Genomic DNA, 15,181 nt, shown 5'->3' with positions numbered 1-15,181 from the left:
AGTTGAAAATGATTATTGGATCAAGAAATCCTGCGAAAATACAGGCTGTTAAAGCTGTTTTCGGAGACACTTGGGATTTGGAAGGCGCCAGTGTTGATTCTGGTGTGCGGGCACAGCCAATGAGTGACGAGGAAACACGTCAGGGAGCCATCCAGCGGGCGAGGGCTTGCAGCAGTTTGCCAGGTGCAGCGGCCGGCATCGGACTAGAAGGCGGCGTCACGTTAATGGACGACGGTCTGTATATCTGTAATTGGGGAGCTTTGTCAATTGGTGATAACGTGTGGAGTGCAAGCGGCGCAAAGCTGCTCCTGCCAGAATTCATTGCACAGCCTGTGCTTGCCGGTGAGGAACTGGGCCCAGTTATGCGCGCATTTACAAATAAAGAAGATATCTCAACAACAGAGGGAGCAGTCGGCGTGTTCACAAATGGCCACATGTCCCGCGGCGTTATGTTTGAGCATGTTTGCTTACTGCTAAAAGGGCAGTATAGCTTTTATCAATATAACCAAAAGAAGGAAGCGGAAAGATGATCCGCTTCCTTCTTTTTTTTTTAGGATGGGTTCCTGTCTTTCTGAGGAGCTGCTGTGAGGATTATCTTTTTGAGAATGCAATGAAGCAAATAGTCACCGGCTTCTTCTGTCTTACATAGGCTATGGCACATGCTGAGATAAAGGAGGAAACCGCTTGACAGACTTAACGATAGCCCACTGGATGTATCTGGCAGGAACACTCTTAATCATTTTAACGATGCTTGTGCGGCAGAATGTGTTGGTTCCATCATTATTGATGACCTTCTTAGTCGGTTGGGTGTACACCGGGACACTTGTAGAGGGTTTGCAGGTAACCTTCAGTGCTAGTCTCACAGCTGCCTCCGAGCTGTTTAATATCTTTTTAATTATTACTGTTATGACTGCTTTGCTGCAGTCTTTAAAAGCGCTGCGGGCTGATGAACGAATGATCCGCCCTTTTGGTTATATTATGACGAACGGCCACACTTCTTTTTGGGTGCTGGCACTTATTACGTACTGTATTTCTCTATTTTTTTGGCCTACACCGGCAGTGCCGCTCGTAGGTGCAATTTTGCTTCCAGTTGCAGTCAAAGCCGGTTTGCCGCCACTAGCAACTGGTGTGGCAATGGCCATCTCGGGCCAAGGTATGGCGCTTTCTGCTGACTATATTATTAAAATTGCACCGATGCTGAGTGCATCTGCTGCTGGAGTAGACACTGCAGATGTGGCTGACAAAGCGCTTGTTTTATCGCTAATTACTGGCATCACAGCCTTGCTGCTGGCCTACTTTCGTATTCGAAAGAAAATCTCTTTTCCTTCCATCAAACACCTGGAAAGGTGGAACGGAAACGATGCATCTAGTGAGGATTATGCAGGTAAAAAACCAAGGTTCAGTATGTTGTTTGCCATTTTGGTACCTGCAGGCTTTCTTGTTGTTGTAATTTATATGGCTTATGCGTCCTTGAGCAATACTGCTTCGCTTGAAGGAGGAGATGGGGCTGCTTTAATCGGCGGTGCTGCTATCCTGCTCATGATGGCAGCGGCGATTGCTTACAATTGGAAGCAGTCCTTGCATAAAGTGAGCGACCATTTGGTGGATGGCTTTACTTTTGCTTTTCGGGCAATGGGACCAGTCATTCCGATTGCTGGTTTTTTCTTTTTAGGGAGCGGAGAAATATCTGCCAAGATATTCGGTCTGGAAGATGCAGCGAAGGCTCCTTCTTTTCTCTTTGATTTAGTAGAGGCTGGTCAGCACTATATTCCAGAGAATCCAATTTTCGCGGGATTTGGATTGCTGATAGTCGGTATGGTAACCGGACTGGACGGTTCAGGCTTTTCCGGACTTCCTCTTGTCGGAGCGCTTTCAGGTGCCCTAGCACCGGCTGTCGGCATGGAAGCCTCTACGCTTGCAGCTATCGGACAAATGGGAGCAATCTGGGTTGGCGGCGGCACGCTGATTGCCTGGTCATCTATTGTAGCAATTGCTGGATTTGCACGTGTGCCAGTGATGGAATTAGTGAGGCAATGTTTTATCCCAGTCGTCATCGGACTGTCACTTTCTACCATCATCGGAATTTGGTTATTGTAAGATGGAAATTTAAAAGAACCAATACAGAGCTATAACCTACTACAACCATTACAGACGGCGGCAGCAGTATCTAAAAGAGATGATCCCTGTACCATACAGGGATCATCTCCTTAAGAGGCTGCCGAGTTTCTTTACTATGATCCTTTACAAAGGGCACGCTTCAAACTGACTTTATTTATGATGTTTTCTTCATATCTTCTTCTTTTGCTTGTTCAGCGTGCTTTTTTTTGTAAGAGGGTGCAGCTTCTATGGATGTATCTTCTTGCTCTTTTTCTTCTGCAAAAGATTCATCTTCACTGTCAGCGGATGGAACAGCTGCAAATTCGAACTGTGACACTTCTGTGGCTAAATCTTTGGCAAGCTGCTGCAATTGAGAAGCAGCATTTGTGAGCATGTCGATTGATGCAGCTTGCGTATCACTGGAAGCTGCAACTTCTTCTGCAGTGGAAGCTGCTTCTTCGGAAATTTGGTTGATGTGCCCAAGCATGTCGGCAACTGCCTCGTTGTTAGCAGCTACATCCGACACAGATGATGTAATATCTTTCACCTTTGTGCTGCCTTCCTGCAGCTGACGATGAATGCGGTCAAAAGCACTTCTCGTTTCTTCAACACTAGCTGCTTGCACTTGCTGGAAAGCGTCAAATGCTTTCGCTTCTTCTGCCAAATCTGTCATTTGCTGATTCATCGACCCTACTAGTTTATGAATTTGCTGCGCTTCTTGCTTTGAACGCTCTGCTAGCTTTTTCACTTCATCGGCTACGACAGCAAATCCTTTGCCATGTTCGCCTGCACGGGCAGATTCAATAGCCGCATTTAATGCCAGCAAGTTTGTGCTCTCCGAAATTTCTTCGATAGTTTTTACAATCGAACGTATTTGATCAGCCTGTTTCACTGCTTGCTGGATTTCTGTTGTTAAGGTTTGGGCAAGTGTCAGGAAGCTAGCGGATGTCGTGTGCAATTGCTGCATCTGCTCGAGACCGTGGCTGCCTTCTAATTCTGCTTGTTTCATTGCTGTTTCTACATGAGCTGTTTCTGACCTCATCATCTGAATGCTGTATCGCACTTTCTCAAGTAATGTTCCGCTTTCTTCTAATTGCGCTGCTTGATCCTGTGCGCCCCCTGCAACTTGACCAATTGCTTGGTTTACTTCTTCGTATTGAGCTGCTGTCTGCTGGGAAGCTGCTGCTAAATACGAGGAAGACTCATCCATTATTTCGGAAGCATCTTTCACTTTCACCATAGAATGTTCCATTTTCGCAGCCATCTGATTAAACGTTTTGCCAACGTCGGCCATTTCATCCTTTGTTGTAATCGGGACGCGGTAAGCGAGATTGCCATCTCCAATAATTTCAGCGGCTTCTTTCAGCTGTGAAATTGATTTTGAGATTGCGCGAATAAGCGGCCAGCCGATACAAAGTACGAGCAGGAAGCTTAGTGCGATAACGGTAAGCAGAATGATTCCTAGGATGGTGGATGTCTGTTGATTCGCTTCTTTCATTTCATTCATCTGCTCAACAGCTGTCTGTCCGACACTATCTACTGTGGTTGTGACCTCCAGCGCAGCTGTTTCAAAATTGGCAGCCAGCTCTGCCGCCTGTGTGCGTGTGTCAGCTAGCGTCGACATAGCGGATCTATATTTTAAAAGACTGGAATTGATCGCACTTAAGGCATCACTATCTAAATTTGCTTCAGAAATAGCTGATTTAAAAGCACTGACAGCTTCATCGAAGGCTTTCTTATTTGGAACAGCGCCATTTGGCGGCTGAATGATGTCACGCTCTGTTTGAAGTACATCTTCTAAGTTGCTCGATACATCGTCACCTGAGTTGGACGCAATGCTATGGAAACTGTCAGAAGCATCTTGAATAATTTTTCGAAGTCCTTCATCAGATGTGTAGCCAATCGTTTCGTTCATACTCGTCACTTTTTCAAGCTCACGCTCATATGTAGCAGCACTTTCTTTGATTTGTGCAAAGTATTCCCGCAGTTCCTTTGTATCCTTATATTTTTCCTCATATGTAGCAGCTGACTTATGGACACTAGCGATAGCGCCTAATACCGTCTCCTCATTTGATGCGGATGGCTGTGCCAAATATGTTTCTTGCTTCTCAATCGTATCTAGCATGTCATCCTTAATATATTGACTGGACACATACGCTTCCTGATACTGCTGTGTTTTGTCTGTCATATTGTTTTGCTGATAGAAATAGTAAAAACTGAAGGCCCCAAGAATTAGTATACTGGCAAGCGATAAAAACATAATTAACCGTATACGTTGTCGTATCGTATGCATATGACTCCCCCTACATGCTAGTGTCTGCTCTCTTACATTATAGGTATAACCTACCACGTTTTCAATAAATTAATAAAAGTTTGACAACTTTATAGTTTGATGGAACTATGTGTTTGAATTATCACGATTAGCTTGTGGAAATTACTTTATATAATAGGACTAGCGCAGTATATTCGCATTTGCCGGCAGGCTTTGATAAAATAAGCTAAAAGAAAAACTAATGGGGGCTTTACGAATGAAACATTTGGAATCAGAAGCACAATTACAAGAAATACTGCAAAACGGCAAAACAATTTTAATGTTCTCTGCTGATTGGTGCCCGGACTGCCGCATCATTGAACCAGAGCTGCCGGCAATCGAAGCCAAGTACAAAGAGTACGAGTTCATTTATGTAGATCGTGATCAGTTTATCGATGTATGTCAGCAATATGATGTATTCGGTATTCCTAGCTTTATCGCATTCAGCGAGAATAAGGAAACAGGTCGATTCGTATCGAAGGACCGCAAAACGACAGCGGAAATCGAGTCGTTCATTGAATCCCTACCGCAATAACTGCAAGGAGAATAGAGTATGAAAATGACGGCTTTGAAAATGAAGAAGAAATTGGAGGAGCGCTTGCAGGATCCTGCATGGCGCACTTCCTATGATCGCGATAAGAACAAATTCCGCGTCGAATGGCAGGACACGAAGGAAGGCGTAACGCTCGCACTTCCTAACATTATTGCGAAATATGAAACAAAAGGCGAAAAAGCACTTGATGACCTCGAAGAGCATGTAAAAGAGGCGTTGCGTGTCATGCATGAGGAGCAGCAGCTGGAAGGTAATGAACAGCATGTCTATCCTGTTATACGGGCAACTTCCTTCCCATCGAAAACGAAATCAGGCTTGAATATGGTGTACTCCGACCATACTGCAGAAACAAGGGTATACTATGCATTGGACCTCGGAAAATCATATCGTCTTATTGATGAACAAATGATGAAGGAACAAGGCTGGAATTTAGAAAGACTTCGAGAAATTGCTGCGTTTAATGCAAGAAGTCTCTCTGCTGAGCTGAAAGAAGACAGAGTTGCCGGCAATTCTTTTTATTTCATTGCAACGCAGGACGGATATGACGCCAGCCGTATATTAAATGAATCACTCCTGGAAGGATTTCGGGCAAATGCAAAAGGGGAAGTGCTCGTTGCAGTCCCTCACCAAGACGTGCTTATACTGGCGGATATTGAAAATAAGACTGGTTATGATATATTAGCACAGATGACCATGAAATATTTTGCAGAAGGCCGCGTACCAATTACTTCCCTACCATTCATTTATGAAGAGAAGAAGTTGGAGCCAGTATTCATTATGGCGCGGAACAGACCAGAATCTGCCAAGGGAGAGGAAAAGTAAGATGCAAGCATTTTATAACAAACAAGGAATCGGTGATGTACTGCTGATTGCTATCAAGCAAGGAGATCGCCATTCCATTAAAGAAGAAAGATTCGGAGACGTTGTCCGAATCACAGATAAAGGCGAATTAGTCGGTTATAACATTTTCCGTGCTTCAGCGTACATGAAAATCACAACTGCCGGTACGGTACAAGCTGATGAAGGATTCGTTGATAAAATTCGTGATATTTTCCGTCAAAATGACTTGGAAGATAGTTTTGATGTGGATCTTACTCCTAAATTCGTCGTGGGCTATGTGAAAGAAAAAGAAAAGCATAGCAATGCTGACAAACTAAGTGTCTGCCAAGTAGATCTTGGAGAAGAAACGGTACAGATTGTCTGCGGCGCACCGAATGTGGATGCTGGCCAAAAGGTAGTTGTTGCGAAGGTAGGCGCCATTATGCCGAGCGGCTTGGAAATAAAAGCTGGCAACTTGCGCGGAGAGGACTCTTTCGGAATGATTTGTTCACAAAAAGAGTTGGGTCTTCCTAATGCGCCGGAAGAAAAAGGAATCTATGTGCTGGATGACTCCTATAAAGTCGGCCAGGCATTTGAAGCATAATAGGTATATGAGCACCGGATACATAAGTATCCGGTGTTTTTTAAAGGCAGATAGAATGGTTATAGACAATAACCACCATATTTTTTAGGTGTAGGAAGAATGTTTTTAGGGTAAAGCTCTTCACGACTTGTGAAAACCTGCTAAAATGAAGTTAATATACTGAAAAAAGGAAGATTTATTATGTGGGAGCGTCTAAAGCAAGCTCTAAGCAACTTTTTTATAACCGAAGTAGTAGTAGAGGAAGAACCAGAGCTAAAACCAAGGAACGCTTCTGAGCACAACGTACAGAATCAATATCATGCGAACCAGCAGCCACAGGCTAAAATGGCCTATACATATCCTAAGGAACGCGCTTTTCGCTTTCCAATGATTCCGGATGAGGTTAATAGCAGCAGCCCGAAAACACCAGAGCGTCCTGTACGATCTGTACCGGCGCAAGAACGACAGCGATCAACGATGGACAACCGCCAAAAGCAGCAGCAACAGAAAAAGTCAGACTATCCAAAACGATCTTCTAACCCGAATAGGCAGTGGCAGACACAAACACAAAGGCCGAAAATGGTAGAACCAAAAGAAGATAAAAAGCCGTTCCAACCGTCCGAAGTGCCTTCGCCAGTGTATGGTTTCCGCAAGCGCAAGGAAGAAGCAGAAGAAGTTGTAACAATGGCATCCATTCAGGATCGTGCTGATTGGAAGAAAATCGCCGCCACTGGCGCACCTTTCTATAAACAGCAGGATAATGCTAATGTGACTTCTATTCAGGCGCAAGTAAGTGAACCTTCTGCTCAAGCAAAGGATCTGCATGCGGCTGAGAAAGAAGCTGCTGCTAAGGAACAAACAGCATCGCTGGCTTTTGAACCAGAAGGTGAACAGCTTTCTGGCGAGAAGCAGCCATCGGACCGTCCAGCACCAATTTTGGAAGCTGAAACAGAAACGACAACCAACATGCAAAAAAACGATTTCGAAGAGGTGGAACCTGCAGACTTGGGATCGAACCAAGTAATCCCTATGCAGCAAGCAGCTGCCGCAGAAGTTGAACAGTCAGAAGAACTACGGCAGGAAGAAAGTCCAGAGTTAGAGCAGCCAGCTGAATGGCACCAGGAAGCAGAGCAGGCTGTTGGACAACAGCAAAAAGATGAAATAGCAGCAGAGCAAGCGGATCAGCAGGAAGCCGTTATGGCAGAAGCGGCTGAATGGGATCAAGCTGCACCTATGGAATCAGAGCAATCAACTGAACTTAATCTGGAAGAAACAGTTAAAACAGACCAACAGGCAGAACAAGATTACGATGAACCAATCGAAGTCGAATCAACTGCATTGGATCAAAATGAACGAATCGATTTAGAAGAGATAAGCAGCTCGAAATCTGAAAAAACGTTGGAAACAGAGCAAGTCTCCAAAATGGACAAGGAACAATTGATGGAGGCCAGCCAGCCTGAACGCCATCAAGCAGAAACTGCGATAGCAGAACAGCCCGAAGAACCTGCGCAAGCGGACAATGCTTACCAAATTCGCGAGGCTCATAATCCAATCCGGAAATCAGTACCGTTCAATGTCTTCATGACACCTCGGGACAAGCGTAATCAGTTGGAACGCGCGAAGCAGCCTGTTCAAGGAACGGAAGAAAAGCAGGATGAGTTAGTGCTTGAGAAGCAGCCTGTCCAGCAACCGATAGAAAAGCCAGTTCAGGCAGAACGTGAAAAGCCAGTTCAGGCAGAACGTGAAAAGCAGCCTGTTCAACAAACAGAACACAAGCGGAACGAGCCAGAACTAGATAAGCAGCTTGTTCATCCAATAGAAGAAAAGCAAAACAATTTGGATGATACAAATGCAACTGTTCAACAGCATCATACAGAAGAGAAGCAAGGATCCGCTGAAGAAGTCCAGCAGCAAACAGAACCGGTTTTTTCCAGACCTCCTATGCATCTTTTAAACGATCCTGTGGAGCAGACGGTGGAGAATGACGCCTGGGTGGACCAGCAGACGCAGCTTCTTGAGACAACATTGCAGCATTTCAATGTAAACGCTCATGTGGTGAATGCTATGCAAGGGCCTTCTGTTACTCGTTTTGAGGTTCAGCCGGATATGGGTGTGAAGGTCAGTAAGATTAAGGGTTTGACTGATGATATTAAACTGAATATGGCAGCAAAAGATATTCGGATGGAAGCACCAATTCCCGGTAAGAATGCAATCGGAATTGAAGTGCCAAATGCGGTTGCCAAGCAAGTCGGACTGCAGGAGATTTTAGAGACAGAAGATTTTATGGATAGCAGTTCCCCGCTGGCCGTTGGACTAGGACTGGATATTTCGGGAGATTCTATTGTCACGAACTTGCAAAAAATGCCGCATGGTTTAATTGCAGGAGCCACAGGTTCTGGTAAAAGTGTGTGTATCAACACAATCCTGCTCAGCTTGCTTTACAAAGCCAATCACAAACAGGTGAAATTCTTATTGATTGATCCGAAAATGGTAGAGCTTGCTCCTTACAACGATCTTCCTCATCTCGTATCGCCAGTCATTACCGATACGAAAGCAGCCACTGCGGCTTTAAAGTGGGCTGTTAATGAGATGGAAGAACGTTACCTGAAGTTTGTCGGTGAAGGGGTGCGGGATATTGGCAAATATAATGAGAAACTTACCAAGCAAGGCCGTTACGCGGATAAACTCCCGTATTTGGTTATTGTAATTGATGAGCTGGCAGATTTAATGATGGTTTCGCCTCAAGATGTAGAAGATGCCATTTGTCGTATTGCGCAAAAAGCGCGGGCAGCCGGTATTCATTTGCTCCTGGCGACGCAGCGTCCGTCAGTAGATGTTATTACAGGGTTAATCAAAGCGAATATTCCTACACGAATTGCATTTAGTGTTTCTTCAGCTGTTGATTCCCGTACGATCATTGATACTAACGGAGCGGAGAAGCTGCTAGGAAAAGGGGATATGCTCTTCATCGAGAATGGTGCGCGTCAAGCGCAGCGCATACAAGGCGCATTTGTTTCGGATGAAGAAATCGAGCGGGTAGTCCAGCATGTGAAACAAACAGCTCCACCTGAGTATCTTTTCCACCATGAAGATTTGTTGGAACGCAGAGAATCAGAAGAAGAAGAAGATGAGCTATATCAAGAAGCATTAGAGTTTGTAATTGAGCACAACAGTGCAAGTGCGAGTCTGCTGCAGCGCCGCTTCAAAATTGGCTATAACCGTGCAGCCAGATTGATTGATCACATGGAAATGAGAGGTGTCATTTCTGAGCAAAAAGGGAGCAAGCCTCGTGACGTTCTCGTCTCGCTGGCACAGCTTCAAGCAGAATAAACGGCAGCCTGGATGTTGTCCATTCGACAGTCCAGGCTGTATTATTTTCGTGACACCTATAAGGGGTGGGAAGTATATACTGTATAAAGCGCGGCAGAAGAGGTTCTGCATTTAATAAGTACAGACAAAATGCTATACTGTTGCTAGTATGCTTTTTTCATGTATATGTGACACACAACGCTTTACATACTTATACTAACACCATACAAAAACGATATATCATTATGTGGAGGTTCCGATTATGACAACTTACCATTTCATTGGTATTAAAGGATCTGGTATGAGTGCATTAGCACAGATCCTGCATGATGCAGGCGAGAAAGTTCAAGGTTCTGATGTAGAGAAAGTATTCTTTACCGATCAAGCCCTAAAAGATAAAAATATTTCCATACTGCCTTTTGCAAAAGAAAATATTAAACCTGATTTGACGATTATTGCAGGGAATGCCTTCTCTGATGAACATGAGGAAATTGTCGAAGCGAAGCGACTCGGACTTCCGTTTTACCGCTACCACGATTTTCTCGGAGCTTACGCAGATAAGTTCCGCAGTGTTGCTGTTACAGGGGCGCATGGGAAGACATCAACAACTGGATTGTTAGCATATACGCTAAAACAGTCACATCCGATCTCTTATTTGATTGGTGATGGTACTGGAAGCGGTCAGCCGCAGAGTGACTACTTTGTATTCGAAGCATGTGAATACCGACGTCATTTTCTTGCTTATAAGCCGGACTATGCGGTAATGCTGAATATTGATTTTGACCATCCGGATTATTTCAAAAATATTGAGGACGTCTTCCAAGCATTTCAGGAACTGGCAGGCCAAGTAAAACACGCTATCATTGCTTGCGGTGATGACGCTTATTTACGTGATTTACAAGCCAGTGTTCCTGTTCATTACTACGGTTTTGACCCTTCCAACACTTATCAAGCCAAGGATGTGCATGAAGACTCCTCCGGAACTACATTTGATGTATACGTAGAAGGCAGCTTCTATCATACATTTATCATTCCGGGATATGGGAATCACCAAGTACTAAATGCACTAGCTGTCGTTGCTTTATGTCACCAAGAAGGTATGACAACGGACCAAATGAAAGAAATGTATGGTTTCACAGGTGTGAAACGGCGCTTTTCGGAAAAGAAAGTAGGCAGTCAAGTATTAGTGGATGACTATGCACACCATCCGAAAGAGATTGAAGTTACGATTGAATCTGCACGGAAAAAATATCCGGATCAGCAAGTAGTAGCTGTCTTTCAGCCTCATACATTTACTAGAACAAAGACATTTTTACAGGAATTTGCCGACAGTTTAAAGCTTGCAGATGCTGTATACCTATGCGATATATTTGGTTCAGCTCGTGAAGCTAAAGGAACATTAACCATTCATGATCTGCAAAAGCTGATCCCAGACTGCGAAGTGCTGCAGCTGGAGGATGTAAATGTACTGAAGCAGTATGACGATAGTGTCCTTTTGTTTATGGGAGCTGGAGATATACAGAAATTCCAGGCCGCCTATGAAGATTCATTGCAAGCTGTCCAATAATCCATTACACTAATCAAGAGGAGTGCTGCTCCTCTTTTTTTATTTGAGCTTTTATGTTTAACGATTTCTATCGGGGGAATACCGTAGTTAGACAAAAGAGTACAAATAGCATGAGATGTGCTGGAACTACTCATACTACATACTAAAGAAGGAGCTGACTATTCATCATGGAAATTCTAGGGTACATTGCTGCATTAATCGCAGCTATCGCATTCGCAGTTTTAGTAATCTTTCTCGCCAAAACATTGAAAGCTGCTTCTCGTACATTAAACGATGTTGCTAGCACATTAGAAGGCGTCGAGAAACAAATGCAGGGCATCACAAGTGAAACGGCTGAACTGCTCAGCAAGACAAATCATCTTGCTGAAGATATTGGAGCAAAAGCTCAGAAGCTGAACACGCTTGTTGACGGAATTGAAGGTATTGGTGACACAGTCAACAGCTTGAACAATTCCATTCGCAATGTCTCCAATAAAGTGGCATTGTCTGCAGAACAAAATACAGAACAAACTGGTCAAGTGCTTAAATGGGGCTCCGTAATACTTGACTTATGGAAGAAAAAGAAGCAGAATGAAGCCAATGAAAGCGTCTCTGTACCAGCTGTACAACCAACAGAGCAGCCTTTACCAGTAAAAGAAACATCTTATTAAACCAAGCGACGCTAGGAGGCAATGCACTATGTCAACGAAGAAGACAAATGGAAGAGACTTTCTGATTGGTTCCATCATCGGCAGTGTGGCAGGAGCTATAACAGCACTAGTATTGGCACCTAAATCAGGTAAAGAACTGCGAAATGATATCACAGAACAAGCAGGCAATTTAAAAGGCCGTGCAGGTGATATGACGTCCCAGTACAGTGAAAAAGGCATGCAATGGAAAGAGGTACTTACGGATAAAGTGAAAAACATGACATCCGGTAATGACCAATCCAATGACGAACCTTCTGCCAATGACAAAGAAGCAGAAGATGCTGCTGAAGAAGTAGCACGAGCAATTGAGGAAGCTGCAAGAGAGTTAGAAATGGAGCAGCAAAAATCTGCAATTGAACGTAATAAGGATCTTTAATGAAAAGACTCCTAAGCACTCTTGCTTAGGAGTCTGTTTTTTATTAGAAAGGGAGATGAACCATAATGGAAGCAAAAGTTATTCAAAACAAAGAGGAATTTCAAGATGTACTAAATCGTGAAGCGGCTTTTTATTTGCTCAAACACAGTCTTACTTGCCCGATTAGCGCAGCTGCAAAACAGGAGTACGACCGTTTCAGTTTGGAAACACAGCTGCCGTTGTACACTTTGTATGTACAAGAAGCGAGAGAATTGTCTAACAGCATTGCTGAACTTTATGCAGTAAAACATGAATCACCGCAAGTACTGCTTTTTGAAAATAACCAAATTATCTGGAATACATCACATTATGAGATTAAAGAGGAGGTCTTGCGGGAACAGGTACTGAGATTTAACAAGTAGGTGGTGTTTTATTTTGGAACATAAGGATGGATCAGGAAATAAGGAAGAAGTTGTTCAGGTTGGAGAATATGGAATCTTCTTTAAGCGGCCATATCAAATTCTGTATATGCTGAATGACTTTCTCATTGGACTCATTTTCCTCGTAGGCAGTTTCTTCTTTATGTATGAGTCTTTAAAAGTGGCAGGATGCTGGTTGTTTGCAGCAGGGAGTTTTCTGCTTTTGGTACGGCCAACCATTCGACTTATCCATGATATTAACTATAAGAAATACAGGAACCAATAGAAAAAGCTGTACGCTTTCGCGTACAGCTTTTTTCACGTAGTCAGCTCAATCTTGTCATATGGTGCTAAAGTGTCATGGAATGCTGCTTCGGTACCATTTTTATATAGGCGGAAATTCCCGCTCATTTTTGTCAGATCAATATCAACAAAGCGGAAGATGTCCTGAATGATAAACGAATCTGATGCTGTACGCAGGGCAAGCCTTTCGCCGCATGCGATAGGCTCATCGGGTGCTACAGGCTTTCCGTCTTTATAGAGCTGTGCAGCTGGCGGGGTTAGTTTGATTGTCCGGCCATTGAATGTTACTGTCATATTTGTCTCGTTGTTTGTTGGCAGCTGTGAAAGCAGATCAGACGCTTTAGGTATGGTGCGTTCCTGGAAACGGATGCTGTCACCGTCAGCCACCGTATCGCGCAACCTGGCTGGAACCTCATTAATAGTAAATTGTTGGCTGAACACATTAATTGTTATCAATTGGTCATTGATATAAACCTCATAATCTGATGCCTCCGTTAGCGCTGGCAATGGCAGCTGCTTTTCGTATAAAAAGCGTTCTGCTGTTGTTGCTCGGTGCACGACAAGTTCATCTCTGTCTTCAAGTCGATGATCAGCAGGAACAGGTTGTCCATTCACTAGCACTTGCTGCTTTACTGTATACGATTCTCCATTGTAGAAGACGGTAATAGGTTTTAGGTCTCCAATAATATCTGCTGCCGTTACTTGTGCTGGTAAACCATCTGCACCAGCTTTGACCTCTAAAACGTCTCCATCTTGAATTTGCGTATCCAAACTTGCCTGCTGTTGATTACATATAATGGTTGGTGCATCTCCAAGGGTCCCAGGGATGGTTAACGGCTTACCTTGGAATGAAATCATACAAGCTGCTCCGGGCTTTCCATACAGTCGGGAGATATGTATACCGGAAGCCAGCAGTGCATCGCCAACAGACAGCTGTTTCATATCAAATAATCGGGTAAGACGTCCATTAACTTGTATGCTTACATAATGAACAGGACTTTGTTTCGCTGCTAATGCAATCCCAATTGGTGTAATAAATGCTGGACCTTCTGGCACGTTAGCCGTTTTTGTTAAAGATTGTATGGCATCCGTTCCGCGAATCGCCACACGGTTATCGGGTAAATTAAGCAATTTGGCTAATCGAGATGGAAGTCCAGGCGTCTGACTGCCGCCGCCAACGAGCATGACAGCTTTTGGAGCTTTGGCATTTAATTGAATAATAGCGGAAGCAATGGCCTCAGCCAGCTGATCGATTGCGACACCTATATCCTGTTCTATTTGATCCGATTCCAGCTGTTGTTCAAAACCAAGGATATCCATTGTTGTAAGAGATCCTTTGTCAGCCCAATCGCGTTTTGCTGCTTCCGCAACATGGAAATCCAGCAAATAATGGTCGCTTATCGCTTCTGTAATCTCATCTCCAGCTTTCGGAACCATTCCATAAGCTGTAATCGTTCCTTCATTCGTAATTGCAATATCACTTGTTCCGGCACCAATATCGACTAATGCGACATTCAGGCGGCGCATGGAGGCGGGAATAAGCACATGTATTGCTGCAATTGGTTCAAGCGTGAGTGCGTCCATCTCCAAATCACAGCGTTTTAGTGCAGACAGCAGGGACTCCACAACAACTTTTGGCAGGAAAGTAGCGATGATTTCCGCGCTTGCTTCCTGACCTTGCTGATCAATCAGAGAACCAATCTCTTGATCGTCTAACTGATAACGCAAAACAGAGTAGCCAACACAATAGTAATCTGTCCGCAAATTTTCAGACTGGGCAATTTCATATTGTGCCTGCTGCACAGCACTGAGTTCCAAATGCTGCACTTGCTCTTTATCTAATACGCCGCGCTCCGCAATGCTATGATTTACTGTCACGCGCTTTGTCTGCAGCGAACGACCAGCTGCTGCCACACAAACTTTGGTCAATTCCCCGTGCTTTTCCTCTAATTTCTTTTTCACTTCTGAAATCACGTTAGCAACTGCCACAACATCATGAATTTGTCCATCAAGCATAGATCGTTCATTATGTTCTACCATCTCGTAATCTATTAATGTATAAGTGTCAGCTTCTGTTTCCAGAAGCATTCCGACAACTGTTCTTGTGCCAATATCCAAGGCGAAAACTCTTTCTTTCAAAGCGATAATCCTTTCTGCATGGAACTCTTCGTTTTAT

General features: G+C 43.9%; 13 protein-coding genes. 11 read left to right on the top strand and 2 right to left on the bottom strand.

The genetic code is table 11. The features are described from left to right. Positions 1-8 precede the first annotated feature (8 nt). Positions 9-530 (top strand): DUF84 family protein, encoded by a 522-nt coding sequence (locus tag CRO17_RS16870; protein ID WP_097043641.1) that lies wholly within the window; start codon positions 9-11, stop codon positions 528-530. Between the two features lie 154 nt (positions 531-684). Further along, positions 685-2,097, top strand: coding sequence for a hypothetical protein (locus tag CRO17_RS16865; protein ID WP_245864847.1), 1,413 nt, complete (start codon positions 685-687; stop codon positions 2,095-2,097). A gap of 175 nt (positions 2,098-2,272) precedes the next feature. On the opposite strand, the gene CRO17_RS16860 is transcribed toward CRO17_RS16865, so the two are convergent. After that, the gene (locus tag CRO17_RS16860) at positions 2,273-4,390 is read right to left on the bottom strand and encodes a methyl-accepting chemotaxis protein (protein WP_097043623.1); all 2,118 of its coding nucleotides are present in this window, start codon (positions 4,388-4,390) and stop codon (positions 2,273-2,275) included. A gap of 235 nt (positions 4,391-4,625) precedes the next feature. On the opposite strand from CRO17_RS16860, the gene CRO17_RS16855 reads away from it, so the two are divergent. The 9 genes from CRO17_RS16855 (at position 4,626) to CRO17_RS16815 (ending at position 12,988) form a co-directional block, all read left to right on the top strand. After that, positions 4,626-4,943 (top strand): thioredoxin family protein, encoded by a 318-nt coding sequence (locus tag CRO17_RS16855; RefSeq protein ID WP_097043622.1) that lies wholly within the window; start codon positions 4,626-4,628, stop codon positions 4,941-4,943. An 18-nt stretch (positions 4,944-4,961) separates the two neighbouring features. Next, on the top strand, positions 4,962-5,783 hold the full coding sequence (locus tag CRO17_RS16850; protein ID WP_097043621.1) for a DUF1444 domain-containing protein: 822 nt from the start codon (positions 4,962-4,964) through the stop codon (positions 5,781-5,783). 1 nt (position 5,784) lies between these two features. Continuing rightward, positions 5,785-6,384, top strand: a complete 600-nt coding sequence (ytpR, locus tag CRO17_RS16845) for a YtpR family tRNA-binding protein (protein ID WP_097043620.1) — start codon at positions 5,785-5,787, stop codon at positions 6,382-6,384. A gap of 180 nt (positions 6,385-6,564) precedes the next feature. Beyond that, positions 6,565-9,693: a DNA translocase FtsK gene (locus CRO17_RS16840; protein WP_245864845.1), complete on the top strand. Its 3,129-nt coding sequence runs from the start codon at positions 6,565-6,567 to the stop codon at positions 9,691-9,693. A 241-nt stretch (positions 9,694-9,934) separates the two neighbouring features. Continuing rightward, positions 9,935-11,239: a UDP-N-acetylmuramate--L-alanine ligase gene (gene murC / locus CRO17_RS16835; protein WP_097043619.1), complete on the top strand. Its 1,305-nt coding sequence runs from the start codon at positions 9,935-9,937 to the stop codon at positions 11,237-11,239. A gap of 167 nt (positions 11,240-11,406) precedes the next feature. Further along, positions 11,407-11,889 carry a DUF948 domain-containing protein gene (locus tag CRO17_RS16830; RefSeq protein ID WP_097043618.1) on the top strand — a complete coding sequence of 161 codons (483 nt, stop codon included), beginning with the start codon at positions 11,407-11,409 and terminating at the stop codon, positions 11,887-11,889. 28 nt (positions 11,890-11,917) lie between these two features. Next, positions 11,918-12,304, top strand: coding sequence for a YtxH domain-containing protein (locus CRO17_RS16825; RefSeq protein ID WP_097043617.1), 387 nt, complete (start codon positions 11,918-11,920; stop codon positions 12,302-12,304). Positions 12,305-12,369: 65 nt separating this feature from the next. After that, complete coding sequence (ytxJ, locus tag CRO17_RS16820; RefSeq protein ID WP_097043616.1) at positions 12,370-12,705, top strand: bacillithiol system redox-active protein YtxJ; 336 nt, start codon at positions 12,370-12,372, stop codon at positions 12,703-12,705. Positions 12,706-12,718: 13 nt separating this feature from the next. Then, entirely contained in the window at positions 12,719-12,988 is a 270-nt protein-coding gene (locus tag CRO17_RS16815; RefSeq protein WP_245864843.1) for a YrhK family protein, read from the top strand. Positions 12,989-13,020: 32 nt separating this feature from the next. On the opposite strand, the gene pilM is transcribed toward CRO17_RS16815, so the two are convergent. Next, positions 13,021-15,144, bottom strand: a complete 2,124-nt coding sequence (pilM, locus tag CRO17_RS16810) for a cell division protein FtsA (protein WP_097043615.1) — start codon at positions 15,142-15,144, stop codon at positions 13,021-13,023. Between the last annotated feature and the right edge of the window lie 37 nt (positions 15,145-15,181).

The organism is Terribacillus aidingensis, from assembly GCF_900215625.1.
GTDB classification, from domain to species: domain Bacteria; phylum Bacillota; class Bacilli; order Bacillales; family Amphibacillaceae; genus Terribacillus; species Terribacillus aidingensis.
This window is presented reverse-complemented; position numbering and strand designations above follow the sequence as displayed.